26 protein-coding genes and 4 tRNA genes are annotated in these 25,228 nt (G+C 69.4%); 4 read left to right on the top strand and 26 right to left on the bottom strand.

Going from position 1 to position 25,228, the window contains the following annotated elements:
* Positions 1 to 32: 32 nt before the first annotated feature.
* The 11 genes from rplA to ABIC28_RS00610 all read right to left on the bottom strand — a co-directional run bounded on the left by rplA (position 33) and on the right by ABIC28_RS00610 (position 4,460).
* Positions 33 to 749 carry a 50S ribosomal protein L1 gene (gene rplA, locus ABIC28_RS00660; RefSeq protein WP_077040733.1) on the bottom strand — a complete coding sequence of 239 codons (717 nt, stop codon included), beginning with the start codon at positions 747 to 749 and terminating at the stop codon, positions 33 to 35.
* 72 nt (positions 750 to 821) lie between these two features.
* Positions 822 to 1,256 carry a 50S ribosomal protein L11 gene (gene rplK, locus ABIC28_RS00655; RefSeq protein ID WP_027500664.1) on the bottom strand — a complete coding sequence of 145 codons (435 nt, stop codon included), beginning with the start codon at positions 1,254 to 1,256 and terminating at the stop codon, positions 822 to 824.
* A gap of 55 nt (positions 1,257 to 1,311) precedes the next feature.
* Positions 1,312 to 2,115, bottom strand: a complete 804-nt coding sequence (nusG, locus tag ABIC28_RS00650) for a transcription termination/antitermination protein NusG (RefSeq protein ID WP_097210954.1) — start codon at positions 2,113 to 2,115, stop codon at positions 1,312 to 1,314.
* 40 nt (positions 2,116 to 2,155) lie between these two features.
* Positions 2,156 to 2,560: a preprotein translocase subunit SecE gene (gene secE / locus ABIC28_RS00645; protein WP_179800486.1), complete on the bottom strand. Its 405-nt coding sequence runs from the start codon at positions 2,558 to 2,560 to the stop codon at positions 2,156 to 2,158.
* A gap of 31 nt (positions 2,561 to 2,591) precedes the next feature.
* A tRNA-Trp gene (locus tag ABIC28_RS00640) sits at positions 2,592 to 2,664 on the bottom strand.
* Between the two features lie 180 nt (positions 2,665 to 2,844).
* Positions 2,845 to 3,273 carry a (3R)-hydroxyacyl-ACP dehydratase subunit HadB gene (gene hadB / locus ABIC28_RS00635; RefSeq protein WP_097210952.1) on the bottom strand — a complete coding sequence of 143 codons (429 nt, stop codon included), beginning with the start codon at positions 3,271 to 3,273 and terminating at the stop codon, positions 2,845 to 2,847.
* Positions 3,273 to 3,728, bottom strand: a complete 456-nt coding sequence (gene hadA, locus ABIC28_RS00630; RefSeq protein ID WP_097210951.1) for a (3R)-hydroxyacyl-ACP dehydratase subunit HadA — start codon at positions 3,726 to 3,728, stop codon at positions 3,273 to 3,275. The genes hadB and hadA overlap by 1 nt, the downstream gene beginning before the upstream one ends.
* A gap of 86 nt (positions 3,729 to 3,814) precedes the next feature.
* The gene (rpmG, locus tag ABIC28_RS00625; RefSeq protein WP_027500669.1) at positions 3,815 to 3,979 is read right to left on the bottom strand and encodes a 50S ribosomal protein L33; all 165 of its coding nucleotides are present in this window, start codon (positions 3,977 to 3,979) and stop codon (positions 3,815 to 3,817) included.
* Between the two features lie 66 nt (positions 3,980 to 4,045).
* A tRNA-Met gene (locus tag ABIC28_RS00620) sits at positions 4,046 to 4,118 on the bottom strand.
* A gap of 40 nt (positions 4,119 to 4,158) precedes the next feature.
* Positions 4,159 to 4,231 (bottom strand) — tRNA-Thr (locus ABIC28_RS00615).
* Between the two features lie 146 nt (positions 4,232 to 4,377).
* Positions 4,378 to 4,460, bottom strand: a tRNA-Tyr gene (locus ABIC28_RS00610).
* 153 nt (positions 4,461 to 4,613) lie between these two features.
* Here ABIC28_RS00610 and ABIC28_RS00605 point away from each other — a divergent pair.
* Positions 4,614 to 5,105 carry a YajQ family cyclic di-GMP-binding protein gene (locus tag ABIC28_RS00605; RefSeq protein WP_027500670.1) on the top strand — a complete coding sequence of 164 codons (492 nt, stop codon included), beginning with the start codon at positions 4,614 to 4,616 and terminating at the stop codon, positions 5,103 to 5,105.
* A gap of 143 nt (positions 5,106 to 5,248) precedes the next feature.
* On the opposite strand, the gene htpX is transcribed toward ABIC28_RS00605, so the two are convergent.
* The gene (gene htpX, locus ABIC28_RS00600) at positions 5,249 to 6,121 is read right to left on the bottom strand and encodes a zinc metalloprotease HtpX (protein ID WP_077040728.1); all 873 of its coding nucleotides are present in this window, start codon (positions 6,119 to 6,121) and stop codon (positions 5,249 to 5,251) included.
* 114 nt (positions 6,122 to 6,235) lie between these two features.
* Positions 6,236 to 7,267, bottom strand: coding sequence for a polyprenyl synthetase family protein (locus ABIC28_RS00595; RefSeq protein ID WP_097210950.1), 1,032 nt, complete (start codon positions 7,265 to 7,267; stop codon positions 6,236 to 6,238).
* Between the two features lie 195 nt (positions 7,268 to 7,462).
* Between ABIC28_RS00595 and ABIC28_RS00590 the strand changes: the two genes are divergently transcribed.
* The gene (locus tag ABIC28_RS00590) at positions 7,463 to 8,671 is read left to right on the top strand and encodes a geranylgeranyl reductase family protein (protein WP_257017310.1); all 1,209 of its coding nucleotides are present in this window, start codon (positions 7,463 to 7,465) and stop codon (positions 8,669 to 8,671) included.
* Here ABIC28_RS00590 and ABIC28_RS00585 read toward each other — a convergent pair.
* The 9 genes from ABIC28_RS00585 to menD all read right to left on the bottom strand — a co-directional run bounded on the left by ABIC28_RS00585 (position 8,664) and on the right by menD (position 19,504).
* Positions 8,664 to 9,014 carry a Zn-ribbon domain-containing OB-fold protein gene (locus ABIC28_RS00585; protein ID WP_245221157.1) on the bottom strand — a complete coding sequence of 117 codons (351 nt, stop codon included), beginning with the start codon at positions 9,012 to 9,014 and terminating at the stop codon, positions 8,664 to 8,666. The genes ABIC28_RS00590 and ABIC28_RS00585 overlap by 8 nt on opposite strands.
* 192 nt (positions 9,015 to 9,206) lie before the next feature.
* The gene (locus ABIC28_RS00580) at positions 9,207 to 11,531 is read right to left on the bottom strand and encodes an ATP-binding protein (RefSeq protein WP_354577096.1); all 2,325 of its coding nucleotides are present in this window, start codon (positions 11,529 to 11,531) and stop codon (positions 9,207 to 9,209) included.
* Between the two features lie 75 nt (positions 11,532 to 11,606).
* Positions 11,607 to 12,008: a Zn-ribbon domain-containing OB-fold protein gene (locus ABIC28_RS00575; RefSeq protein ID WP_354577094.1), complete on the bottom strand. Its 402-nt coding sequence runs from the start codon at positions 12,006 to 12,008 to the stop codon at positions 11,607 to 11,609.
* A complete protein-coding gene (locus tag ABIC28_RS00570) occupies positions 12,005 to 12,889 on the bottom strand; it encodes an alpha/beta fold hydrolase (RefSeq protein WP_097210945.1) in 885 nt (294 codons plus the stop codon). The genes ABIC28_RS00575 and ABIC28_RS00570 overlap by 4 nt, the downstream gene beginning before the upstream one ends.
* A 103-nt stretch (positions 12,890 to 12,992) precedes the next feature.
* Positions 12,993 to 15,341 (bottom strand): ATP-binding protein, encoded by a 2,349-nt coding sequence (locus tag ABIC28_RS00565; protein ID WP_354577092.1) that lies wholly within the window; start codon positions 15,339 to 15,341, stop codon positions 12,993 to 12,995.
* A gap of 87 nt (positions 15,342 to 15,428) precedes the next feature.
* Positions 15,429 to 16,127, bottom strand: a complete 699-nt coding sequence (locus ABIC28_RS00560; RefSeq protein ID WP_269588594.1) for a demethylmenaquinone methyltransferase — start codon at positions 16,125 to 16,127, stop codon at positions 15,429 to 15,431.
* A 58-nt stretch (positions 16,128 to 16,185) separates the two neighbouring features.
* Positions 16,186 to 17,328, bottom strand: coding sequence for a glycosyltransferase family 4 protein (locus ABIC28_RS00555; protein WP_354577089.1), 1,143 nt, complete (start codon positions 17,326 to 17,328; stop codon positions 16,186 to 16,188).
* 86 nt (positions 17,329 to 17,414) lie between these two features.
* On the bottom strand, positions 17,415 to 17,885 hold the full coding sequence (locus ABIC28_RS00550; protein WP_209928650.1) for a DUF3592 domain-containing protein: 471 nt from the start codon (positions 17,883 to 17,885) through the stop codon (positions 17,415 to 17,417).
* Complete coding sequence (gene menD / locus ABIC28_RS00545; RefSeq protein ID WP_354577086.1) at positions 17,882 to 19,504, bottom strand: 2-succinyl-5-enolpyruvyl-6-hydroxy-3-cyclohexene-1-carboxylic-acid synthase; 1,623 nt, start codon at positions 19,502 to 19,504, stop codon at positions 17,882 to 17,884. Before menD ends, ABIC28_RS00550 begins: the two co-directional genes overlap by 4 nt.
* Positions 19,505 to 19,603: 99 nt before the next feature.
* Here menD and ABIC28_RS00540 point away from each other — a divergent pair, with 99 nt between their 5' ends.
* Positions 19,604 to 20,434 carry a siderophore-interacting protein gene (locus tag ABIC28_RS00540; protein ID WP_097210941.1) on the top strand — a complete coding sequence of 277 codons (831 nt, stop codon included), beginning with the start codon at positions 19,604 to 19,606 and terminating at the stop codon, positions 20,432 to 20,434.
* Between the two features lie 63 nt (positions 20,435 to 20,497).
* On the opposite strand, the gene ABIC28_RS00535 is transcribed toward ABIC28_RS00540, so the two are convergent.
* The 4 genes from ABIC28_RS00535 to ABIC28_RS00520 form a co-directional block, all read right to left on the bottom strand.
* Positions 20,498 to 21,679 carry a GDSL-type esterase/lipase family protein gene (locus ABIC28_RS00535; protein WP_354577084.1) on the bottom strand — a complete coding sequence of 394 codons (1,182 nt, stop codon included), beginning with the start codon at positions 21,677 to 21,679 and terminating at the stop codon, positions 20,498 to 20,500.
* Between the two features lie 235 nt (positions 21,680 to 21,914).
* Positions 21,915 to 22,361 carry a DUF6918 family protein gene (locus tag ABIC28_RS00530; RefSeq protein WP_077040721.1) on the bottom strand — a complete coding sequence of 149 codons (447 nt, stop codon included), beginning with the start codon at positions 22,359 to 22,361 and terminating at the stop codon, positions 21,915 to 21,917.
* 66 nt (positions 22,362 to 22,427) lie between these two features.
* Positions 22,428 to 23,456 (bottom strand): o-succinylbenzoate synthase, encoded by a 1,029-nt coding sequence (locus tag ABIC28_RS00525; protein WP_097210939.1) that lies wholly within the window; start codon positions 23,454 to 23,456, stop codon positions 22,428 to 22,430.
* The gene (locus ABIC28_RS00520) at positions 23,453 to 24,241 is read right to left on the bottom strand and encodes a 2-phosphosulfolactate phosphatase (RefSeq protein ID WP_209928649.1); all 789 of its coding nucleotides are present in this window, start codon (positions 24,239 to 24,241) and stop codon (positions 23,453 to 23,455) included. The genes ABIC28_RS00525 and ABIC28_RS00520 overlap by 4 nt, the downstream gene beginning before the upstream one ends.
* A 91-nt stretch (positions 24,242 to 24,332) precedes the next feature.
* Between ABIC28_RS00520 and ABIC28_RS00515 the strand changes: the two genes are divergently transcribed.
* Entirely contained in the window at positions 24,333 to 25,226 is an 894-nt protein-coding gene (locus ABIC28_RS00515; protein ID WP_027500684.1) for a 1,4-dihydroxy-2-naphthoyl-CoA synthase, read from the top strand.
* The last annotated feature ends 2 nt before the right edge of the window (positions 25,227 to 25,228 follow it).

The following is a 25,228-nucleotide window of genomic DNA, read 5'->3' as shown; positions in this document are numbered from 1 at the left end:
GAGATCCGTACCGGCCTTCTTGTCGAGCTGTCTTACTCTGCAGCATCCTCGAGGAGGTTGCGGGTGCGGTTCGGGTCCACCGGGATGCCCGGTCCGGTGGTGGTCGAAACCGTGACCTTCTTGACGTAACGGCCCTTCGCGGAGGACGGCTTCGCACGCAGGATCTCGTCCAGCGCGGCGCCGTAGTTCTCCACCAGCTTGGCGTCGTCGAAGGACGCCTTGCCGATCACGAAGTGCAGGTTGGCCTGCTTGTCGACGCGGAAGTTGATCTTTCCGCCCTTGATCTCGTTGACGGCCTTGGTCACATCGGCGGTGACGGTGCCCGTCTTCGGGTTCGGCATCAGGCCACGCGGTCCGAGGACGCGGGCGATGCGGCCGACCTTGGCCATCTGATCAGGGGTCGCGATCGCGGCGTCGAAGTCCAGCCAACCGCCCTGGATGCGCTCGATCAGGTCCTCGGCACCCACCGCGTCCGCGCCGGCAGCCTCGGCCTCGGCGGCCTTCTCGCCCACGGCGAACACGATCACACGGGCGGTCTTACCGGTGCCGTGCGGGAGGTTGACGGTGCCGCGAACCATCTGGTCCGCCTTGCGGGGGTCGACGCCGAGTCGAACGGCGACCTCGACGGTCGCGTCCATCTTCGTGGAGGAGGTCTCCTTGGCGAGCTTCGCAGCCTGCAGTGGGCTGTAGAGCTTGGCCTGGTCGACCTTCTCGGCGGCGGCGAGGTACGCCTTGCTGCGCTTTGCCATGTGTTCTGTCCTTACTAATGGTTCAGTTGTGGTTTCGGGCCTGGCCGGCCCTCCCACGCGATCTGGAGCTGCTTAGCCCTCGACGGTGATACCCATCGAGCGTGCGGTGCCGGCGATGATCTTCGCGGCCTGCTCGATGTCGTTCGCGTTGAGGTCTTCCTGCTTGGTCTTCGCGATCTCGCGCACCTGGTCCATGGTCACCGTGGCGACCTTGGTCTTGTGCGGCTCGCCGGAGCCCTTCTGCACGCCTGCGGCCTTGAGCAGCAGTCGCGAGGCGGGCGGGGTCTTCAACTTGAAGTCGAAGGTCCGGTCCTCGTAGACGGAGATCTCCACGGGGATCACGTTGCCGCGCTGCGACTCGGTGGCCGCGTTGTAGGCCTTGCAGAACTCCATGATGTTCACGCCGTGCTGACCAAGCGCGGGACCCACGGGCGGTGCAGGGTTAGCCTGACCGGCCTGGATCTGAAGCTTGATGAGCCCGGCGAGCTTCTTCTTCTTGGGGGGCATCTTTCGTTCCTAATTTCTTGTGTGTGTCTTGCTACTGCAGTGCAAGTTTTTGTGGCTAGATCTTCGCGACCTGCGTGAAGGACAGCTCGACCGGCGTCTCGCGACCGAAGATCGACACGAGGACCTTGAGCTTCTGCTGCTCGGCGTTGACCTCGCTGATGCTGGCGGGCAGCGTCGCGAACGGGCCGTCCATGACGGTGACCGACTCACCGACCTCGAAGTCCACCTCGATGAGGGGCTTCGCGACGGAGGCTGCGGCTTCGCCGGTTCCTGCGGCAGCGGCGACGGGCTTCTTCGCGCCCTCCTGCGGCATCAGGAACTTGACGACCTCGTTGATGGTCAGCGGCGACGGCCGCGAGGTGGCGCCGACGAAGCCGGTGACACCGGGCGTGTTGCGGACCGCGCCCCACGACTCGTCGTTCAGTTCCATCCGGACCAGGATGTAGCCGGGCAGCACCTTGCGATTGACCTGCTTGCGCTGGCCGTTCTTGATCTCGGTGACCTCTTCGGTCGGGACCTCGACCTGGAAGATGTAGTCGCCGACGTCCAGGTTCTGCACGCGGGTCTCGAGGTTGGTCTTCACCTTGTTCTCGTACCCGGCGTACGAGTGGATCACATACCAGTCGCCGGGCGCGCGGCGGAGCGCGGCCTTCATCTCGGCAACGGGATCGACCGGCTCCTCGGAGTCGGCGGCGATGGCGTCGTCTGCGGAAGCTGCTGCCTCTTCGACGGGAGCGTCGGCCACGGGAGCGTCACCCTCGCCGAGGACTGCCGCGTCAGCGGACTCCGCGGCGACCGCGTCATCGGCAACATGCTCTGCGGCTGCAGCCTCAATTGCGTCGTTCTCGGGGGTGCTCACTGGCGCACTCGCTTCCTCTCATCACGTTCGGTGTCCGGCGTCAGCCGAACAGCCAACTGACGCCCTTGATGAACGCCAGGTCCAATCCACTGATGAACGCGACCATGAAGGCCACGAACGCCAGTACAACGGTGGTGTAGGTGATCATCTGCTTGCGGTTAGGCCAGATCACCTTCCGGAGTTCCGTGATCACCTCACGGAGGAACTTCCTCAGGCGCTTGAAGAGATTCTCCTTGCGCGGCTTCTCCGGCTTGGCCTTCGTGGCCAAGGGGGTGCCTGCGACCTTCGCGGCCTGCGACTCGGTCGCGGCGGCATGGGTACGACGACCCGGACGCTTTCCAGTCGGACGAGAGGCGACGGGAGCTGAATCACTCGCGCCGGCCGCGGTGGCGTCGACGTCCGGAGACCCCGCCGCGCTATCGGCCTTTCCGCGATCCTCGCTCACCGTCGTTCCTCTCAGTCGCTGACATCCGGGGCAGGGGCGACAGGACTTGAACCTGCAACCTGCGGTTTTGGAGACCGCTGCTCTGCCAGTTGAGCTACGCCCCTCTGGTTGACCGACGCGTCCCGATCATCATGATCCGGACCGATCAACCTCTCTGTGACCACACAACACGCGCGCTACCCTCAGCGGCCCGAATGGGCACGTAGGGCAGCGCGCAGCGCTGGTTGATCCCAGAAATCTCAGTGTACTGCACGGTAGTCGAACAAACCGAATCGGCTGGTTACTCAGCCGAAGCGCACGGTCGCGGTAGCGCGACCGAAGATCTTCTTGTCGTCCACTTTGGCGACGATGGCGACCACGGCGGAGCGGGCCTCCTCGTCGACGGACTTCACCTTGCCGGTGAGGACGATAACGGCACCCTTGCCGTCGTTGGGCACGACGACAGGGCTGGTGAAGCGAACGCTGTATTCGGTGACCGCACCCGGATCGCCGAGCCAGGAGGTCACATAGCCGGCGCCGATGCCCATGGTGAGCATCCCGTGCGCAACCGCACAGGGGAGGCCGAGCTTCTGCGCCGTCGCGTCATCCCAGTGGATGGGGTTCGGGTCGCCGGAAACGCCTGCGTACTGCACCAGGTCGGACCTGGTCAGGGGCACGGTCTCTTCGGGCAGTTCCTCGCCGACGGAGATCTCCGCGAAATCGCGAACGGACATCACTCGACCTCCTCGGCATGCCGACCGACCAGTGTGGTGTACAGGGTCTGGACGACCTGGCCGTCCTGATCGGTGATCTCGTTGCGGGTCACGATGATGTCGCTACCGCCCATCGTTCGGATCGAGTCGACATACACGTCGCAGTACAGACGGTCGCCGACCTTGACCGGACGGTGGTAGACGATGCGCTGATCGGTGTGCAGGACCCGGCTGAGGTCCAGCTCGACGTCCAGGGCCTTGAAGAACTCTTCCTGCGCGAGGAAGCCGAAGACAGCAATGAAGGTCAGCGGGGCCACGAGGGTGTCGTAGCCGATCTTCCTGGCGGCCGCTTCGTCGCGGTAGACCGGGTCGTCGCTCTTGACGGCGCGCGCATACTCGCGCACCTTCTCACGACCGACCTCGTAGTAGTCGCTGAACCTGTGATGCAGGCCAACGAGATCAGGACTCAACTTCACAGCAACGCAACCTATCTGCTTGGGACGCAGCTAGGCCAGGAAGCCGGGAACCGACCCCTACGATCTCCGCGTCGACTCGAAGAGTACTAGCGCGACTCGCGGTGCGCCTGATGCGTTCCGCAGTTCGGGCAGAACTTCTTGATCTCGAGACGATCGGGATCGTTACGACGGTTCTTCTTGGTGATGTAGTTGCGGTGCTTGCATACCTCGCAGGCCAAGGTGATCTTGGGCCGAACGTCAGTCGAGGCCACGGGATGCCTTCTTTCGGATAAATCTGATCGGGGTCAATCAGGGAGTGTTCTATGTGTCCACTTGTGTAGCGATGGCCGGACTTGAACCGGCGACACAACGATTATGAGTCGTTTGCTCTACCAACTGAGCTACACCGCCTCGGTGCATCGGTGCCAGTCTATGGACACCCAATCCAGCGAGCCCCCTAACGGAATCGAACCGTTGACCTTTTCCTTACCATGGAAACGCTCTGCCGACTGAGCTAAGGGGGCATGCTTCCGCGCACTTCGTTCATGCGCTGAAGCCTCCAAGAGATTACACAGCGGCGGGGCCGAGTGCCAAACCCGCAGGTCAGGAGCTCTTTCCATCCGTGTAATCAACGAGCCCCGGCGAGCTTGCGCTCACCGGGACCCGGAGGTGGCAGGTGTAGGATTCGAACCTACGTAGGCATAAGCCGACGGATTTACAGTCCGCTCCCATTGGCCGCTCGGGCAACCTGCCTGGTGTCATCCAGATCAGATCCGAAGTACTCCGGACCATCTCTGGCGCGGACAAGAGAATACCTCTACCGGGGCGGGTAAATGCAAACCGTGTGGTTATCGTGGGGTTCTCACGCGCTGGCGCAGGCCCGCGCACGATGAACTAGGAGTTGCCGTGGCGGATTCGTCCTTCGATGTGGTGAGCAAGGTTGACCGGCAGGAAGTGGACAACGCGCTGCACCAGGCGGCCAAGGAGCTGTCGACGCGTTTCGACTTCCGCAACACCGGCGCGAGCATCGACTGGTCCGGCGAGGAGGCGATCACCCTGACCGCCGACACCGAGGAGCGGCTGCTGGCGGCGCTCGAGGTGTTCAAAGAGAAGTTGATCCGCCGGGACATCTCACTCAAGGCGTTCGACGCCGGCGAGCCCGCGCAGTCGGGCAAGATCTACAAGCTGTCCGGGACCCTGGTCCAGGGCATCACCACCGAGAATGCGAAGAAGATCTCGAAGAAGATCCGCGACGAGGGCCCCAAGGGCGTCAAGGCGCAGATCCAGGGCGACGAGCTCCGCGTCAGCAGCAAGAAGCGCGATGACCTGCAGGCCATCATCTCGCTGCTCAAGGGCGAGGACTTCGGCATCGCGCTGCAGTTCGTCAACTACCGCTGATCACCCGATAGCGCATCGAGGGGACCGCGACGGCCGCACCGGCCGCGCGGTCCTCTCTGCGTCGGCGGCGGCCCGACACGATGGGGCCGATCCGCATTCACCCAGACTGACCAGCGAACAACCTTGTCCCCCAGCGATATCCGTCACTCAGGCAGTCGTCGGCCCGCCATCTTCTCCAAGCGGTCGATCCGCTCCGCCATGGGCGGGTGGGTGGAGAACAGCCGGCTCATCTTGTCCCCCGCCCGGAACGGGTTCGCGATCATCATGTGCGACTGCGCGGCGATCTTCGGCTCCGGCGGCAGCGGGGCGGCCTCCACGCCGCGCTCCAGCTTGCGCAACGCCGAGGCGAGCGCCAGCGGATCACCGCTGAGTTCCGCGCCGGACTGGTCGGCCTGGTACTCCCTCGAGCGCGAGACCGCCATCTTCACCACCGAGGCCGCGATCGGACCGAGCAACGAGACGAGCAGCAGCGCCAGCGGGTTCGGCCTGCCCTCGCCGCGGCCGCCGAACATCGAGGCGAACATCGCCATGTTGGCCAGGCCCGAGATGACCGCGGCCATCGCACCCGCGACCGAGGAGATCAGGATGTCGCGGTTGTACACGTGCGAGAGCTCGTGGCCGAGCACGGCCCGCAGCTCCCGCTCGTCGAGGATCTGCAGGATGCCGCTGGTGCAGCAGACCGCCGCGTTGCGCGGGTTGCGACCCGTGGCGAAGGCGTTCGGCGCGGCCGTGGGGCTGATGTAGAGCCGGGGCATCGGCTGGTGCGCCGTCGTCGCCAGTTCGCGCACGATCTTGTAGATGACAGGCGCCTCGACCTCGGTGACCGGCTGCGCGTGCATGGCCTTGAGCGCCAGCTTGTCGCTGTTGAAGTACGCGTAGCCGTTCATCCCGACCGCGAGGACGATCGAGAAGATGAGGATGCTCCTGTTGTTGAACAGCGCCCCGATGAACACGATCAGCGCGGACATCCCCACCAGCAACGCGAAGGTCTTCAACCCGTTGGAATACCGGTGCACGTTGGGCCCCTTTTCTCGCCGGACACTCAGTTGAACAACGAAAGAGCCCGGAGGGACGTTCCCCCGCACGCAGCGCGTCGGCGAGCCACGTGGACCCGAGCCGAGACGTTACCGTCAGCCGACCCGCGCGATCGTGTAATCCACCAGCCGTCCCAGCGCGTCGTTCGCCGGCCCCTGCGGCAGCTCCGCGAGCTGCGCGTGCGCCGAGTCGGCGTACTCCGCCAGCTTGGCCTTGGCAGCCGCCATGCCGGGGGAACGCTCCAGCAACGCCAGCGCCTCCGCGACGGCGTCGTCGTCGGTGACCGGGCCGTCGAGCAGCACCCGCAGTCGATCGGCGTCGGGGCCCTCCTCACGCAGCGCGTAGAGCACCGGCAGGGTGTGCACCCCCTCGCGCAGGTCGGTGCCAGGGGTCTTGCCGGACTGCGCGGCGACCGAGGAGATGTCGATGATGTCGTCGGAGATCTGGAAGGCGGTGCCCACCGCGTCGCCGAGCCGCTCGAGGCGGACCACGTCGTCGGCGCTCGCTCCCGAGAAGGTGCCACCGAACCGACCGCAGGCCGCGATCAGCGATCCCGTCTTCTCCCACACCACCTTCAGGTAGTGGTCGACGGGATCCTGCTGCTCCTTGACGCCGATGGTCTCCCGCATCTGCCCGGTGACGAGCTCGGCGAAGGTCTCGGCGATGATCCGCACCGCCTCGGGTCCGAGCGTGGACACCAGCCGGGAGGCGTGCGCGAACAGGTAGTCGCCCGCCAGGATGGCGATGGAGTTGCCCCAGCGCGAGTTCGCGCTCGGGGCGCCGCGTCGCATCGTCGCCTCGTCCATCACGTCGTCGTGGTAGAGCGTGGCCAGGTGCACCAGCTCGACGACGGTGGCCGCGGTGATGGTCGCCGGGTCCGTCGGATTGGGGCCCAGCTGCGCCGTGAGCAGGGTGAACAGCGGCCGGAACCGCTTGCCACCCGCCTTCGCCAGGTGCAGCGCCGCCTCGGTGAGAAAGTCCTCGCCATCCGAGAGCTCACTCACCAGCAGGCTCTCGACCTCGGCGAGACCCCCACGCACCACCTCGGCCAGCGCCGGATCCCCCAGATCCACGCCGGCAACGACCGTGCCCATCGCTTCGCTCGTGCTCACGATCTCAGTACCCATCCCGTCTCGCGTGATGCCCAGCAACCGATGCCATAACTGTCACGGTAGTGAACCTATCGGGTTCGCGGCCCGTCGGGCTGACCACAGCGGTCCACCCCGGCCTGAGAAGATACTGGGGTGGTGCCATCGCCTGTCGACCCCGATCCCTCCGCCGCCCGTTCCGAGGCGCCCGATGACGTCCCCGCGCAGGCCGAAGTGGTGGTGATCGGCGCAGGTCCCGCCGGTTCCGCGGCGGCGGCATGGGCGGCGCGCGCGGGCCGCGAGGTGCTGCTCGCCGACTCCGCCACCTTCCCGAGGGACAAGACGTGTGGCGACGGACTCACCCCGCGCGCCGTGGCGGAACTCGTCCATCTCGGCCTCGGTGACTGGCTCGCCACCCGCGCCACCAACCGCGGCCTGCGGCTGAACGGGTTCGGGCAGGAGTTGGAGCTGCCGTGGCCAGGCGGCTCACTGCCGAGTACCGGCAGCGCCGTCCCGAGAACCGAACTCGACGACCGGATCCGACAGGTCGCGCTCGACGCCGGTGCCCGGATGGTGCAGGGCGCCAAGGCCGTCGATGCCGACCGGGAGGGAAACCGGGTGCAGTCGGTGACCCTCCAGACGGCCGATGGGCCACGCACGGTCCGATGCGAGCACCTCATCGTCGCCGACGGCGTGCGCTCCACCCTCGGCAAACGTCTCGGCCGCGAGTGGCATCGCGACACCGCGTACGGGGTGGCGGCCCGTGCCTATGTCCGCTCGGCCCGCAGCACCGACCCGTGGATCACCTCGCACCTCGAACTGCGCGACCGCGAGGGGACCCTGCAGGCCGGCTACGGCTGGGTGTTCCCGCTCGGCACCGGCGAGGTCAACCTCGGCGTCGGCACCCTGGCCACCGCGAAGCGGCCCGCGCCCGGCGCACTCCGGCCGCTGATCGAGCTGTACGCGGAGCAGCGCCGCGACGAGTGGCGGCTCGACGGCCCTGTGCGCGCGGTGGCATCGGCTCTGCTCCCGATGGGCGGGGCGGTGTCCGGGGTGGCGGGGACCAACTGGGCGATCATCGGCGACGCCGCGGCCTGTGTGAACCCGCTCAACGGCGAGGGCATCGACTACGGCCTGGAGACCGGCTCGATGGTGGCCGAGGTGCTCGGGGCCCCGGACCTCACCGAGCTGTGGCCGACCCTGCTGCGGGAGCGGTACGGGCAAGCCTTCTCGATCGCCCGTCGGCTCGCAGGCCTGCTCACGGTCCCGCGGGTGCTGCCTGCCTCCGGGCCGCTGGCGATGCGTTCGCGTGCGCTGATGACGATCGCGGTCCGGGTGATGGGCAATCTCGTGACCGACGCAGATCGCGACCTGACCGCGCGGGCGTGGCGGGCGTCGGGGTCTTCCTCGCTGCGACTCGACTCCCGGCCGCCGTTCAGCTGATCGCGACCCGATCTGCGACAGCCTGCCGGACGGCGAAGACGGGGAACCGCTCCCCCGGTTCCGCCAGCCGGAACTCCACCCGCACCGACCGATCAGGATGCGCCGGCAGCTCCCCCTCGATCCAGGTGTAGATCCAGGGCCCCTCGTCGAGCTCGACGATCGCGAGGGTGCACGGCACCAGCGCCAGCGGGAGGGCGGCGGACGAACAGTCCACCACCGTCCACGACACCACGGTCCCCGTGCCTGCGGCCCGCACCCGCTCGAGCTCGTCCCGTCCACACGAGGTGCACTTCGTCTCCTCGGGGGCCAGCAGCGTCGCGCACGCCTCGCATCGCAGGATCATCAGCGCCCGCCGCCGGACACGGACACTTCTCGCACCTGTGGATGTGCACTGCACCTGTCGCTCGAACATCGGGGACCTCGGCTTCCTGAGCTGATGACGACTCAAGTGTCCCTTTTGCCCGGCTCCCCGGCGACGGTGGAACCACCCGGGTGGGTACCTGTTTTCTCCGCCGACCGACCCCCGACGCGGGCGTCAGAGCGATTGGGTGCCGACCTGCGCCTGCTCGACGACCCACGCCGCGATCTGCGCCCGGGAGGTGAAGCCCATCTTGGCGAGAACGTGCTCGACGTGGCCCTCGACGGTCCGCGGGGCGATCACCAGTTGCTCGGCGATCGCCCTGTTCGTCAGGCCCTGCGCGACCAGGTCGGCGACCTGCCGCTCACGTCGGGTCAGGGCCGAGGCGACGCCCGAGGTCGGCGCCCCCTGGAGTTGCTCGTCCAGCGCGTACGCGATGCCGTCATCGAAGCTCAGGTTGGCGCCCTGCTCGAAAGCCGACTCGTAGGCGCGCTTGGCGAGCGCGCTGCGGACCTGCAGCTCCGACTCCTCGCGGTACGCAAGCAGGGGTGGTATCACGACCCCTGCGCTGCCGACGACCCGCCACAGCGAGTTGGCGATGCCGAACAGCACGGCCGCGCGCCTGGCGAGCCGATCGCCCGCGGCGACCCAGGCCAGCGCCTCGACACAGATGGCGGATCCGAGCGGATCGTCTACGACGCGGCTGAGCCGAAGGCCCTGCTCGAGCAGCCCGGCCGCCCGCCGGGGATCGCTCTGCCACAACGCGAGCCCGAGGGTCGACAGCGAGTAGGCCCGGTACACGGACTCGCCGCGGGATTGGGTGATCTCGAGAGCCGCCTCCTGGCAGGCGATCGAGCGCTGCGTGTCCCCGAGCAGCCCGCATGCCAGCGCGAGGCCGAGCAGCGTCGCGAGCCGTAGCACCAGCTCCCTGCCCGTGTGGAAGGCGTCGGTGATCTCCTCGAGGGAGGAAACGGCCAGCCGCATGTCTCCGCTGCACACCGCGAGCTGCCCGACGGCGAGGGTCACGAGCGCGTGGGCCTGAGCGTCGTCGAGGACCTCGGCGGCCTCACGCGCCCGCTCGACCAGCGCCGCGCCCGCCTCGATGTCGCCCTGGTTGCCTGCCAGCACGCTGTTCGCGTACAGCCCCCACAGCCACTCCACGGTCGGCTGCCCGTCCTGGCGGTCGAGGAACTGATCGAGCCAGTGCCTGCCCTCCCCGAGCAGGCCCCTGGACAACCAGAACGGGGCGAGGGCATCGGCGATACGCAGGCCTGCCGCCTCCTCTCCCGGCTCGGTCAGGCAGAACTCCATCGCCTCGCGCAGGTTCGGCTGCTCCCGCCCCAGCCGTGCCATCCACTCCATCTGCCGCGGACCGATCCACTCGGCCTCCACGCGGATCACGAGCTGCTGGTACCAGTCCCGGTGCCGCCGCCGCATCGAAGCGTGTTCACCGGATTCCGCCAACTTCTCACGGCCGTACTCGCGGAGGGTCTCGAGGAGCCGGTAGCGCACCACGGCACCCGCTTCCTCCCGGATCAGGATCGACCTGTCGACCAGCGCCGCCACCACATCCAGCAGGTCGTCCGGGCTCAGGTCCCCGGCACAGATGCCCTCCGCCGCATCCAGCTCGAAACCACCGGTGAACACCGACATCCGCCGCCACAGCATCCGCTCCCGCTCGGTGCACAGCTCATGGCTCCAGTCGATGCACAGGCGCAGCGTCTGTTGCCGCGTCGGCGCGCCGCGACTACCCCCGGTCAGCAGGCTGTAGCGATCGTTCAACCGGTCCAGGATCTGTTCCGCGGACATCGCCCTCATGCGCCCCGCGGCCAACTCGATGGGCAGCGGCAGCCCGTCCAACCGCTGACAGATCCGGGCCACCGCGACCTGGTTGTCCTCGGTGAGCCCGAACTCCGGGACCGCGGCGGACGCCCGTTCGGCGAAGAGCGCCACGGCGTCGCCCCCAGCCGAACCGCGCCCGGACGAGCGCAGATCCGGATCCGGGACCGACAGCGGCGGCACCCGCAGAAAGGCCTCAGCTCCGATGCCGAACGGCTCGCGGCTGGTCGCCAGGATCCGGAGGTCCGGGCAGCGCCGCAGCAACGCTTCCGCGAGCGCCGCGGCCGCGTCGAGCACGTGTTCGCAGTTGTCCAGCACCAGCAGCAGCCGTCGATCGGCGAGGTACTTTGCCAGCGAGTCCTGCGTGCGATTCGTCGACTGCTCCCGCAGCCCCAGCGTCGCGGCCACCAGGTCGGGCAGCAGCGCCTCCTCCCGCAGCTCGCCGAGCTCGACCAGCCACACCCCGTCCTCGAACGACCGCCGCGAGTCCTCGGCCACCCGGAGCGCGAGCCGGGTCTTGCCGACCCCGCCGATCCCGGTCAATGTCACCAGGCGCGAGACAGACAGCAGCCGCCTCGTCTCGGTCACCTCGCGGCGACGGCCGACGAAACTGGTCAGCTCGAGCGGCAAGTTCCCGACCTTGCCCCGGACAGCGCTAGCCATCGAACCGTCACTCTCAACACGCCGGTCCCCTGCCCAATCGACGCTACCCCCGGAGCGGGGTGGCGGGGGGCCGTGTCAGGCGACTCGAACGGCAGGCGCGTGTTGGCAGCCGTGGAACACCGGGTACCGCTCGTCGGACTCCAGGTGGTCGAACTCCACCCGGACCGGGTGGCCGGGGCGAACCGCGATCTCACCCTCGATCCAGCTGCAGATCCAGGGCCCGTCGTCGAGCGCGACGACGGCCAGCATGGACGGCAGGGCGTCGTCGTCCGCACCGGCCCGCGCACGGTCGGCCAGCTTCCAGGTCACCATCGACCCGAGCCCGGTCGACGGCACCCGCGACAGGTGGTCGCTCCCGCACGATGAGCAGGTCACCGCGACCGGCGCAAGGAGCAGCTCACAGCACTCGCAGCGCCGGATCATCAGCGTGCGCGCGGACAGGCCTGCCCACAGGTGGGTCCCGCCCGCGACCGTCACAACGTCACCGCCGCGGGTGTGTGCGGCTGCGTCTGCTCCGCGCCGAACACGGTCCCCATCGCGGTGCCGAATCCGTGCGGGTCGTCGATCAGCCAGCCGTGGTTGCCCGCGACGGTGACGACCGTGGGATTGCGGAGCGCGATGCGAAGGGATTCGAAGCTGGCGCGCGGGATGAACGTGTCGTCGCCGCCCCAGAGCAGCGTCACAGGAAGGCCGCGCTCCGCCAACTCGTCGAGTTCGCCGCGCAGATCCGCGTTTCGGGCCAGGTGCGAGAGGCGCCACATCGCGAGCGGATTGCGCAGCACGTTGCCCACCGCGTCCGCGGTGATCGCCAGCAGGCCCGCGACGGACGGCCGAATGGCTAGGGCGTCGCCGGTGGCCGCCGCGCCCCAGTCCCACAGGGGCCGCTCGCCGATCGGGCGCACGTCGCCGCCCCCGGGGGACCATGCGGCCCCGCCCACGGAGTTGACCAGCACCAACCGCGCCACCCTTGGTCCGAGGTCGTGTGCGGACTGGATCGCGACCCCACCTCCGAACGAGTGGCCGACGAGCGTCACCGGTCCCGCGATACCGATCGAGTCGAGGAACTCGCCGAGCCAGCGTGCGTACCCGGCCAGGTTTCGCTCCTGCGGGGGAAGTTCCGCGGTGCCGCCGAATCCGGGAAGTGAGGGCGCGAACACCCGCACTCCCTGGGCTGCCATCCGAAGCAGTGCGCGGTCGTAGGCGCGGGGGGTCAGCGCGTATCCGTGCAGGAACACGACCGGAGCGCCCGCACCCGCAACCGCATAGGACGCCGCCCGACCCTCGACGAGGGTGTTCTTCCAGCTGGTGTTCCTCGCCTGGCTGACAACGTAGGGGTGGCTTGTCGGGTGCTGCAACATCGAGGGCCTCGGCTTCGCGGTCGCGGATATGACCCAGCACACATTGCCGCTTGCGCCCGGTGACCGTCAGGGCGGAACTACCCGGATGTATACCTGTTTCTGATCAGGCCCCCCGTTGCGCGTCAGGCTCCTGCTCCCGCGTCCGCTCGAGATACCAGGCGGCGATCTGGGTGCGCGAGGTGAACGCGAGCTTGGCCAGCACCCGCTCGACGTGTCCCTGGGCCGTCCGCGGGGAGATGACCAATTTCTCGGCGATCGCCCTGTTCGTGAGGCCCTGTGCGACCAGCTCGGCGACCTGCATCTCCCGCCGGGTCAGGCTCACGGCATCCTCCACCGCAGGCGGCCCAGCCGGCCGGCGTTCACCGAGCGCGTAGCCGATCGCCTCGCGGAAATCCATTCCCCTGCCGCGGCGCCGTGCCTCCTCGAAGGCTCGATCGCCGAGTGCCGCTCGTGCCCGCTGCTTGCACTCCGCGTGGTGGCTGAGCAGGTTGGGCAGTGTGACGGTGATGCCCCCTTCCGCTTTCGCCAGCGCGTTGGCGGCCCCCAACAGCACGGCGGCCCGGTCCGGCGCGTCCTCGACTGCCGCGATCCACCCCATCGTCTCGAGGCACCACGTGGCGATGATCGGGTCGTTGACCCGTCGGATCAGGCGCAGGGCCTGCGCCAACTGTGCGGACGCCCGGGTCACGTCGCCCTTGTGCAGGGTCGCAAGGCCGAGCCCCCACAGTGCGTACGCGCGATAGTAGGACTCGCCACGCGACGCGGTGATGGCGAACACCTGCTCGTAGCAGGCGACCGACCGGTCCTCGTCGCCGAGGAGTCCGCTGGCAACCGCCAACCCGAGCAGGCACCCGATCGCCCGTTGGAGTTCGCCGGTCGGCCGACTCGTCTGCAGTGCGTCTTCGAACGAGCTCCGCGCGCCCTTGAGCTGGCCGCTGAACAGTGACCGGAAACCGGTCGCGTACCCGGCGGCGGCCCGCAGCATCGGATCGCCCAGCTCCTCGGCGAGCGCACCGCATTCCTCCACGAGGGCGGTGGCGGTGGCGAATTCTTGCTGCATGCCGGTCATGACGCTGGCCCCGAACAGCGCGAGCACCCGGTCGGCCGTGCGTCGATCGCCCGACCGCGCCAGCGCGCGATCCAGCCAGCGCCTGCCCTCGCTGATCAGCCCGCGGCAGATCCAGTACAGGTACAGGGAATTGACCATCCGGAGGCAGGCGTCGGCCTCGGCGTCGCCGGGCGCGGTGAGGCTGAAATGCAGCGCCTCCCGCAGGTTCGACGTCTCCCGCTCCAGGCGGCCGATCCACGACACCTGGTTGGGCCCGATCCACTCGGTCTCGGCCGTATGGGCCAACCGCGCGTACCAGTCCCGGTGCCCGCGATGCAGCCCGTCGCGGTCACCCGATTCCCGCAACTTCTCGTTCCCGTAGGCGCGGAGGGTCTCGAGCAGCCGGTACCGCACCGCGGGACCCTGCTCCTCGCGGATCAAGATCGACTTGTCGACCAAGGACGCCAGGACGGCGCGCAGGTCGTCCGAGGACAGCTCCCCCGCACAGATCCCCTCGGCGGCGTCGAACTCGAATCCACCCGAGAACACCGACAGCCGGGCCCACAGCTCCTGTTCCCGGACCGAGCACAGCTCGTGGCTCCATTCGATGCTGGACCACAATGTCTGCTGACGGGTCGGAGCGCCGCGGCTGCCAAGGGTCAGCAACCGGAATCTATCGGTCAACCGCTGCAGAACCTGTTCGGCCGTCATCGCGCGCAGCCGCACCGCCGCCAACTCGATCGGCAGCGGCAGGCCGTCCAGCCGGTGGCAGATCCCGGCGACCGCACGCCTGTTGTCCTCGGTGAGGGTGAACTCGGGTACCGCGGCGGCGGCCCGCTCGGTGAACAGCGCCACCGCGTCGTATCGGGGAAGGCCCTGCAACGAGGGCGCCTCGTCGCTGCTCGGGGCCGTCAGCGGCGGCACCCGCAACACCGCCTCGCCGCTGATGCCGAGGGCCTCCCGGCTCGCGGCGAGAATGCGCATCTCGGGGCAGGCCGTCAGCAACGACTCCGCCAGGCCCGCGACCGCCTCGACGAGGTGCTCACAGTTGTCGAGCACCAGCAGCAGGCGGCGGGTGGCGAGGTGGTCCGCCAACACCTCCTCGGGAAGGTGGGCGAGCTGGTCCCGAAGTCCGAGCGCGGCGGCCACCGTGGCAGGCACCAGCGTCGGGTCGTACACCTCACCCAGTTCGACGAGCCATACCCCGTCGTCGAAAGCACGCCGGGAATCCTCGGCCACTCGCAGTGCCAGCCGGGTCTTACCGACGCCGCCGATCCCGGTGAGCGTCACCAGACGCGACTCGGACAGCAGCCGTCGCGCCTCGGTCACCTCATGGCGACGGCCGACAAAACTGGTCAGCTCGAGGGGCAGGTTCCCGACCTTGCCTTGCACGGTGGGCGGCATCGAAGCGTCACTCTCATCACACGGTCCCCTGCCCTTTCCACGTTACCCGCCGCGATCGTGCCGACGGGCGGGTTGCCGTGGGCTGGACTACCGTTCGGCGCGGTGCAGCGCCACGACGCCGCCGGTGAGGTTGCGCCACTGCACGTTCTTCCAGCCGGCCGCCTCGATCTTGAGGGCCAACTCCTCCTGCGTGGGCCAGGCCCGGATCGACTCCGCGAGGTACACGTAGGCATCGGGGTTGCTGCTCACCGCGCGCGCCACCACCGGCAGCGTCTTCATCAGGTACTCCATGTAGACCGTGCGGAACGGGCCGAACGTCGGGGTGGAGAACTCGCTGACCACCAGCCGTCCGCCGGGCTTCGTCACCCGGGCGATCTCCCGCAGTCCTGCCTCGAAGTCGGAGACGTTGCGCAGGCCGAACGAGATGGTCGCGGCGTCGAACACCGCATCCGCGAACGGCAGTGCCATCGCGTCGCCCGCCACCATCGGCACCCGACGGTCGGCGCCTGCCTTCAGCATGCCCTTCGAGAAGTCCGCGGCCACCACCCAGGCACCGGAACGCCCGAGCTCGACCGTGGACACGCCGGTGCCCGCCGCAAGGTCGAGCACCCGCTCCCCCGGCTTCAGGTCGAGCGCCGCGCGCGTCGACTTGCGCCAACTGCGGTCCTGCCCGAACGAGAGCACCGTGTTGGTGAGGTCGTACCGCTTCGCGACGCCATCGAACATCGACGCGACCTCGTGCGGATCCTTCTCCAGCGAGGCCCGAGACCCGTGTGTTGTTGCCACACCGTTGACGTTACAGGCGCGCGCCGGGCGCCCCGCGCCCAGTTCGCGCACGGGTGGCTCAGGCCGAGCGCTGCGCCGGGACACCGCGCGAGCCCGTCACGTCCTCGTAGTGGCCCAGCAGTTCGCCGCACACCGAGGACCACGTGCGGTGCAGCACCGACCTCCTGGCGGACGCTCCGAACCGGGCGCTCGTGGCCCGGTCCCGCAGCGCGATCACGGCGCTGGGCAGCAGCTCCTCGAAGCGCTCGACCGGCAGCAGGTAACCGTTGCTGCAGTGCGCGACGAGATCGCGTGGTCCGCCTGCGTCCGGACCGATCACCGGGACACCGCTGGCCAGGGCCTCCTGCACCGCCTGGCAGAAGGTCTCGTGCTCGCCCGGGTGCACGAACAGGTCGAGGCTCGCGTAGGCGTTGGCCAGCTCGTCTCCCCCGAGTTGCCCGGTGAACACCGCCGACGGCATCAGCCGCTGCAGCCGCGCCCGTTCGGGGCCGTCGCCGACGATCACCAACTGCAGGCCGGGGTCGCCGGCCAGCACGGCCAGCCGCTCGACGTGCTTCTCCGGGGCCAGCCGTCCGACGAACCCGATCACCAGCCGGTCGGCGTCGCACCAGCTCGCCCGCAGCTCCGCGCTACGCCGGGAAGGCGCGAACCGCGTGGTGTCCACCCCGCGCCCCCAGCGGAACACCCTTGGCACACCTCGCGATTCGAGCGCCTCGACGGCGGCCGTGGACGGGGCGAGGGTGCGGGCGGCCCCGCGGTGCAGGCGGCGGGTCCACCGCCACGCCGCCCTGCTGGTCAGTCCGAGGCCGTAGCTCTGCGCGAAGCCGGCCACGTCGGTCTGGTAGACCGCGACGGCGGGCACGTCGAGCCGGTTGGCGGCGGCCAACCCTCCCGCGCCGAGCAGGAAGGGCGACGCCAGGTGCACGACGTCCGGGTCGAAGGACCGCAGCGCCGAGGTGATCCCCGGCTGCGGGATGCCGACGGGGAGGGAGCTGACCCGCGGGATCATCACGGCAGGCACGCGGTGCACCGGGAACCCGTCGTGTGAGGTCGGGGCGGCCGGGCGGCCGGCGACACTGTCGGGGGCCACGAGCAGCGCCTCGTGTCCGTGGCGCCTGAGGTGCTCGAGCACCCGGATCACCGAGTGGGTGACCCCGTTCATGTTCGGCAGGAACGACTCCGCGACGATGGCTACTCGCACCCGCCCAGTGTCCGCGCCGCGCGGGCCGGGACGGGAAGGCCGAGGTGTCCGGGCGGCGAAGTTCCGGCGAAACCTGGGCTACCGGGTCAGTCGGGCGGGGCCGCCGTCACATCAGGCGGCTCGGCCGCCGTCACATCAGGCGGCTCGGCCGCCGTGCGCCGCCGGACCAGCCACAGCGCGGGCAGGGTGATCAGCCACGTCACCGCGATCACCGAACCAGCGGGGACCAGCGCCACCCGGACATCGCGACCGGACACCCGGACCAGGTCCGGATCGGACCTCGCGTACTCGACGTCGATCCGCTGGCCGACCATCAGCTCGGTCGGGTACAACACGCCGAGCCGCGGGTTCTTGGTGACCCCGTCCGGGGTGACGAAGCTGATCGCCGAGCGCAGCCGGCCGGCGGAGAGCACCTCCGCGGTGGCCACGCCCTTGTCGGACTCGATCGTGAGGTCGTTGCGCCAGGCCGCGACCACCAGCAGCACCGCAAGCACCGAGATCCCGATCGCCGCGACCAGGATCCCCTTCCTGACCCGGCCCGCCACCGTCGGCGTCACAGCTGCGCCCGCACCGCGGCGTGCAGTTCGCGCAGCCCGGAACGTTCGGTCGCGACCTCGAGGACCCTGATCCCCGCGGTGTTCGGCTCGGTCAGCGCCGCCGCCAACTGCTCGGGGTTCACCGCGTGGTGCTCAACCCGGTAGGCGGCGCAGAGCGCGGACAGGTCCATCCCGTGCGGGGTGCCGAACACCCGCTCGAAGACACCCGCGTACTGCGGGTCGCCCTGCTCGAGGAGCTCGAAGATGCCGCCGCCGTCGTCATTGGCCACCACGATCGTGAGGTCGCGCGGCCGCGGCTCCCCGGTGCCGATCAGCAGGCCGGAGGCGTCGTGCAGGAAGGTCAGATCGCCCATCAGCGCGAGGGTGCGGGTGTTCTCCCCCTGCGCGGCCATCGCCGCACCCACCGCCGTCGACACGGTGCCGTCGATACCCGCGACGCCACGGTTCGACAACACCCGGACGCCCGGCCGCGGATAGCTGACCAGGGCAGCGTCCCGCACCGGGTTGGACGCACCGAGCAGCAGCTGGTCGCCCTCGCACAGCGCGTCCATCACCACCTTGGCCACGTGCAGACCGGTCGGCTTCGGATGCGCCGAGAGCTGTTGCCGCACAGCCTTGTCCGCATGCTCGGTGAGGTGCCGGCAACGCTCGAGCCAGGCCGCGTCGGGGGCGCCGGACACGACGGCGCGGGTGCCGGTGGCCAGCACGTTGCCGGACACGTCGGGCCAGCGCGGGCCGGTGGTGAGCGCGAACACCGACACCCGGGGGTCGGCGAGCAGCTTGGCCACCGGACGGTGCAGCGTCGGCCTGCCGGTGATCACCGCCTGCCGGGGCTTGAGCTGGGGCAGCGCAAGCGGGTGCAGCGGGATGCCGTGCATCGGCGCGGTCGGCTCGGCGACCGTCGGCAGACCGGCGAGCTCCGGCCGATGACCCGAACCGTGGCCGGAGATCACCACGGTGTCCGGCGTCAGGTCCAGCTCGAGCGGCACGTCGAGGGTCGCGTGCGTTGTGGTCGTCCACGGGGCGCCGTCGGGCCTGCCCTCCGGCACGGGGCCCTGGACGTGCGCGCCGGGCACCAGCGGTTCCCGCAGCGGCACGTCGAAATGCACAGGTCCCGCGTTGCCGGACCGTGCACCCCTGGCAGCGGCGAGGACCCGGCAGACCGCCGACCGCCACTGACTGTTCTGGTCGACGCCCTCGTCGGCGAGGCCGAGGCTGATGGTGGCCCGCACCTGGCTACCGAACAGGCCCAGCTGCTCGATGGTCTGGTTGGCGCCCGTCCCGAGGAGTTCGTAGGGGCGGTTCGCGCTGAGCACCACGAGCGGGACCCGGGCGTAGTTCGCCTCCAGCACCGCGGGGCCGAGATTCGCCACGGCGGTGCCGGAGGTCATCACGATCGGCACCGGATGTCCGCTGCCGATGGCAAGGCCGACCGCGAGGAATCCGGCGGTGCGCTCGTCGATCCGCATGTGCAGCCGCAGCCGTCCGGCCGTGTCCGCGGCCTGCAGCGCGAAGGCCAACGGCGCGTTGCGCGAACCCGGGCAGAGCACCACGTCGCGCACCCCGCCGCGGATCAATTCGTCGACGACGGCGGTGGCCTGGGCTGTGGACGGATTCACGGTTCCAGGGTGTCAGACGGCCGCCCGCCGACGGGCGGCGGTCCGGGCACACCGTCAGTTAGGATTGCCTGAGCTAACCACCCCGCGAGGAACGAGACCATGGCCAAGCGCAGCAAGTTCGTCAAACCCGAGGACCGGCACATCACCAGGGCCCGGGTGCTCGGCAGCAAACAGGTGAGCCCCAACTTCATCCGCGTCACCATCGGCGGCGAGGAGCTGCGCAGCTTCACCCCCATGGGGTTCGATCAGTGGTTCCGCATGTTCATCCCGCAGGATGGCCAGACCACGCTGCGGGTGCCGAGCGCGACCAACAACCTGTGGTACGCCCAGTACCTGGCGATGTCGAAGAGCACCCGGCCGGTGGTCAGGAACTACACGGTCCGCGGATTCCGCGGCGCGGACGAGGCGGTGTTCGGTGAGAACATCCCCGAACTGGACATCGATTTCGTCTCGCACGGCGACACCGGACCGGCGTCGGCGTGGGCCGGGTCGGCGACGCCGGGGGACGAGGTCGCGCTGCTCGACGAGGGCCTGATCTACAACCCGACCCCGGAAGCGCAGTGGCAGCTGTTGGTAGGCGACGAGAGCGCGCTGCCCGCCATCATGGGCGTCCTGGGCTCGGCGCCTGCCGATCTGCGCGCCGAGGTCTTCGTGGAGATCCCGCACGCCGAGGACGCCCAGCAGGTGACGACGCCCGAGGACGTGAACCTGCACTGGCTCGTCCGCTCCGACCCGCACGATCGGCCCGGGGTCCTCGCCCTGGAGACGGTGCGGGAGGCGGAGCTGCCCACGGGGCCGTCCTACACGTTCGTCGCGGGCGAGAGCGATCTGTCGACGGGCCTGCGACGGCATCTGGTCAACGACCGCAAGGTGCCCAAGTCCGATATCGCCTTCACCGGCTACTGGCGCCACGGGAAGTCCGCACCCTAGGCGGCTGCGCCGCCTGTGAGTCTTTCTGGCCCCGTGAAGGACCAGAAAGACTCACAGGGGTGGCTACGGACGCCCGGTCAGGTACATCCCGCTGTGGTCCTGCCCCGCCGTGTTGCGGCAGGTGAAGTTGCCACTCGGCTTGGCGTACAGCAGGTCGATGCAGCGGCCGAGCGCGAGCTGGCCGAAGTAGTTCGGGTGCATCGACTCCTGACGGTTGCCCTGCGTGGTCCATCCCATGTCCAGCCAGCGCATCCACTCGCTGGTCGCCCCTGACGGCGCCGACGAGGCGCTCACCTGCTTGGCCGCCTTGGCGCAGACCTCATGCCCGTCGAAGGCATCGCCGAGGTCGAGGAACTGCACACCCTTCGCGGCAGCGACACCGGCGAGGCGGTTGGAAATCTGCGGCACCAAGGAATCTCGGGCCCAGTTGGCGTCGCCGTCCCAGAGCGGGCAGCCGCCGGTGTTCGCCCGCGCCCAGCCGCTTTCCGAGTACCGGTTATCCGCCGCGCGGGGGGTCGGCGAGGGCGCCGACTGCAGCATCACGCGATAGTCGGCGGCCGCGTAACCGGCACCGGACATCACGGCACGGATCTCGTCGATGGACTTGGCGACACCGTCCATCGCGGCATTCATCTTGCCGTCCACCGCCGCCTGCTGGTCGTCGTTGCAGTAGGAGTACCAGACCAGGTAGTCCTGAACGCAGGTCGAGATGACGTCGGCGAATCCGAGGTCGTTCCCGCCGATCGAGAGGGTGATCAGCTTGACCTTGTTGGCCGCGGCGACCGCGGCCAACTGATCGGCCTGCGGCGCCTCACCCTTGAAGGCCTGGCCGCCGTTGGCGGCCCGGAAGATGTTGGCGGTGACGGCGCCCGAGCAGGCCAGGTTGATCCTGGTCTGCGCGACGGACGCGGCACTGTTCACCTCGGCCGAATCGGAGCGGTCGCAGCCGTTGGCGTAGGTGCTGCCGTACACACGGGTGGGGTCGTAACCGCTGCCCGTCCAGGCCCGGTCGGTGCCGTCGCGGCTGCCGGAGGTGGTGAGGCTGTTGCCCTTCCACCGTCCCGCCTCGCCGGACATGTAGCTGTCGCCCATCGACACGCTCGCCGTCGGCCCGGCGGGAGCAGCAACCGCGGGTGTGGCGAGCACCGACAGACCGGCGGCGGCCAGGGGTACCGCCAGCAGGGCGGCGAGCAGACTCCTGGCGCTGCGGCCGGCGGCAGATTTGTTGCATGTTTCGACCAACACGGGCTCCTGGGGATGGGCACACCTGTCCTACGAGGACAGGCACGCATTCGTACGTGGGGAGGTCGCCGGCCGGTGACGCGAGGGAGTCTGGCACGGGCCAGCTTGCTACCGCCGGGTAATCGCAATTTTTGCGTTAAACACTTCGGCGACGACCCGACGGCGCCGAGCCCACATACGACAGGTGGGCCGGATCCCCCAGGGATCCGGCCCACCGTCTACCACTGTGGCGTGGTGACTAGCTTGCGTGCTTCTCCACGAGCGCACCGAGACGCGGGAGCGCCTCGATGACGTTCTTCTTCGCCGACGGGCGCATCGTCGAGTAGACCTTCTTGATGGCGGACTTGCTGGTGCCCTCGATCTTCTCGTCGGTCACGCCGAGGAGCGCGTCCGCAACCTGCTCGCTTCGCGCGCTGAGGAAGTCGCCGAAGCCGGCGCCACCGGCCGCGCCGAAGTCCTGCCAGAACGGCTCGAGGCGGGAGATGAATCCGGGCAGCAGTCCCTCGACGGCCTCCGGCACGATCGACGGTCCGACCTTCTTCACGGCTCCGTAGCCGCCCTTGACCGCGAGGCCCGAGGCGCCCGTCTTCTCCGAAACCTCGGCGTCGATCAGCTCCTGCACGTCCGCGACCACGGCGGGCAGCCGGGACGGGTCGAGAAGGGTGTCATTCAGTGCTGCAACCACTTTCAATGCCTCCGATGTTGACTTGGGTGTCGCGCCAGACCTTATACGACGCGGAGCCCAACCGGCTTACTCAGCATCCGCCGAGAGCAGCTCGTGACACCGCTCGAGCCTCGCGAGCCACCACCGTGTGCGCTCCGGTGAGGCTGACAGCCCGGCCACCCGCTCCGGGTCCGGCACGACCGCAGAGGCAGGCAGCGCCCCGTCCACCATCGCGCGTGGCGCCGCGACATCGGCCTCGAACAGTCCGCCGGTGCCGAGCCCGCAGGCGTACTCCAGCTCGGGCAGCGCGGCCGCCGCCGCCAGCCCCGCACCCATCCCCACCGCGGAGTCCAGCGCGCTCGAGACCACCACCGGCACACCGTGCTCCGCCAATTCGGCGGCGAGACTCAGCAGTGCCCGCATGCCGCCGAGGGGCGCGACCTTGACCACCGCCACGTCGGCACCGCCCGCGCGCACGACCCTCATCGGATCCTCCGCCCGGCGGATGCTCTCGTCCGCGGCGATCCGCACCCGCGCGCGACCGGACGCCGCCGCGTGATCGGCCAGGCGCCTACGCAATTCGACCAGTTCGGGGACGGAGGCGCACGGCTGCTCCGCGTACTGGAGCGGTCCATCCGAGGACAGCGCCAGCAATGCCTCCTCCGCCTCGTCGAGACCCCACCCACCGTTCGCGTCGACCCGCACGTGCTCGATCTGCGCACGGACCGCCTCGACCCGCGCGAGGTCCTCGGCGAGCGACCGCCCCCGCTCGGCGACCTTCACCTTCGCCGTCCCCGCGCCGGGGAACCGGGACAGGATCTCGGGCACCCGCGCCGCCTCCACCGCGGGCACGGTCGCGTTGACGGGCACCATCGCGCGCAGCGGCGCGGGCGGGCCCAGCCAGGCGGCCTCGATCGCGGAGCGGAGCCAGGAGGCGGCCTCGGCGTCGGCGTATTCGGGGAATGGGGCGAACTCGCCGAAGCCTGCGGGCCCGCGCAACAACAGCACCTCACGAGTGGTGATGCCGCGGAAGCGGACTCGCATCGGAAGGCTCACCACGACGGCGCCCTCGCGAAGCTCGGACAGTGGCGGCAGCGGCACCGGTTCGCCGCTCATGACGCGGCGTCCACGAACGCCTCGCCCCGCAGCAGCGGGACCACGGCGCTGGTGTCGAGCTCGGCGGCGATGTCGACGTCCTCGCCGAATCCCTTGTCGACGAGCTCCCGGCCGCTCGCGCAGTCACGCAGCCTGTCCCTCAGGTCGCCCTCGGCCGCGGCAAAGGCCTCGGCGGCCGCGCGGGCCTCCGGAGACGCCGCCCCCGCACCCAACGCCCCGAGCGCACGGAGCACCGCGCCCGCACCCCACAGATCCTCCAGGCCAGGGCGGATGTCCCCATCCGGCCAGCGCTCCCCCGCCGCGATCACCGCCACCCGCGGCGGCCGGGCCGCTCCGCCCCGAGCCGAGAGCCAGTGCGCCACGGCGGTGGCGTTGCGCAGCGAGGCCCCCACCACCTCGACCCCGGCCTCGGCCAGCCCGAAGGACAGCGCGGATCCGTTCGGGGACGGCAGCACCAGCCTGTGCCCGCGCGTATCCGGCAGCCGACCAGGGCCGAAGGCGGCCCGGACCGAACCGGGCGAGAGGCTCACGTCGCCCGGCACCGCCCGTGATCGGCCGACCGCAACGGTCGCACCGCGTTCGGCGGCGTAGCCGGCGGCGGACGCGGGGTCCCATCGATAGGGGTACACGCCCACGCCGCCGTCCAGCGCGACGGTCAGCGTGGTGGTGAACGACAGCACGTCGACGACGACCGCGACGTCGCAGTCCTCGATCAGGGCAGCGGCGCCCGCCGGTCCCCAGTCGAACCGGAGTCGGTACGCACCCTGACGGTGAGCGGGAAGCATGCCGTCATCCTCGCACCTGACCTCATGGCCGGCCCGGCAGCAACACCACCATCGGCGCCTCGCGGTCGGGCGGGGCCTATCCTTGGCGATCGTGACCTTCAATCCGCAGCTGTGGCGTCCGGTTCCCGGGTTCGAGAACCTCACCGATATCACCTATCACCGGCACATCACGCAGGGCACCGTCCGCGTCGCCTTCAACCGTCCGGAGGTGCGCAATGCGTTCCGGCCGCACACGGTCGACGAGCTGTACGCCGCCCTCGACCATGCCCGGATGACCTCCGATGTGGGCGCGGTGCTGCTGACCGGCAACGGTCCCAGCCCCAAGGACGGCGGCTGGGCGTTCTGCTCGGGAGGCGACCAGCGCATCCGCGGACGCAGCGGCTACCAGTACGCCGCGGGCGAGACCGCCGACACCGTGGACAAGGCGCGCGCGGGCCGGCTGCACATCCTGGAGGTGCAGCGCCTGATCCGTTTCATGCCGAAGGTGGTGATCTGCCTCGTCAACGGCTGGGCCGCGGGCGGCGGGCACTCGCTGCACGTGGTCTGCGACCTGACACTGGCCAGCCGCGAACACGCACGGTTCAAGCAGACCGATGCGGACGTCGGCAGCTTCGACGGCGGATACGGCAGCGCCTATCTCGCGAAGATGGTGGGGCAGAAGTTCGCCCGCGAGATCTTCTTCCTCGGTGATGCGTACACCGCCGAGCAGATGCATCAGATGGGCGCGGTCAACAAGGTCGTCGACCACGCCGAGCTCGAGGACGTCGCGCTGGAGTGGGCCGAGAAGATCAACGGCAAGTCCCCGCAGGCGCAGCGGATGCTCAAGTACGCGTTCAACCTGGCCGACGACGGCCTGGTCGGCCAGCAGCTGTTCGCCGGCGAGGCCACCCGGATGGCCTACATGACCGACGAGGCCGTCGAGGGCCGGGATGCGTTCCTGGAGAAGCGCGATCCCGACTGGTCGCCGTACCCCTGGTACTTCTAGGC

This window comes from Rhodococcus sp. PvR044 (assembly GCF_040548995.1).
Taxonomy (GTDB): Bacteria; Actinomycetota; Actinomycetes; order Mycobacteriales; family Mycobacteriaceae; genus Rhodococcus_G; species Rhodococcus_G oryzae.
The sequence above is the reverse complement of the archived record's forward strand: the minus strand, read 5'-3'. Positions and strand labels throughout refer to the sequence as shown.

Bases quoted from the DNA above. Each gene is read 5' to 3' on its own strand.
- rplA (WP_077040733.1), bottom strand. From the start codon at position 749: ATGGCAAAGCGCAGCAAGGCGTACCTCGCCGCCGCCGAGAAGGTCGAC.
- rplK (WP_027500664.1), bottom strand. From the start codon at position 1,256: ATGCCCCCCAAGAAGAAGAAGCTCGCCGGGCTCATCAAGCTTCAGATC.
- hadB (WP_097210952.1), bottom strand. From the start codon at position 3,273: ATGTCCGTTCGCGATTTCGCGGAGATCTCCGTCGGCGAGGAACTGCCC.
- ABIC28_RS00595 (WP_097210950.1), bottom strand. From the start codon at position 7,267: ATGGGTACTGAGATCGTGAGCACGAGCGAAGCGATGGGCACGGTCGTT.
- ABIC28_RS00585 (WP_245221157.1), bottom strand. From the start codon at position 9,014: ATGATCCTGCGATGCGAGGCGTGCGCGACGCTGCTGGCCCCCGAGGAG.
- ABIC28_RS00580 (WP_354577096.1), bottom strand. From the start codon at position 11,531: ATGGCTAGCGCTGTCCGGGGCAAGGTCGGGAACTTGCCGCTCGAGCTG.
- ABIC28_RS00570 (WP_097210945.1), bottom strand. From the start codon at position 12,889: ATGTTGCAGCACCCGACAAGCCACCCCTACGTTGTCAGCCAGGCGAGG.
- ABIC28_RS00565 (WP_354577092.1), bottom strand. From the start codon at position 15,341: ATGCCGCCCACCGTGCAAGGCAAGGTCGGGAACCTGCCCCTCGAGCTG.
- ABIC28_RS00540 (WP_097210941.1), top strand. From the start codon at position 19,604: ATGGCCAAGCGCAGCAAGTTCGTCAAACCCGAGGACCGGCACATCACC.
- ABIC28_RS00525 (WP_097210939.1), bottom strand. From the start codon at position 23,456: ATGAGCGGCGAACCGGTGCCGCTGCCGCCACTGTCCGAGCTTCGCGAG.
- ABIC28_RS00520 (WP_209928649.1), bottom strand. From the start codon at position 24,241: ATGCTTCCCGCTCACCGTCAGGGTGCGTACCGACTCCGGTTCGACTGG.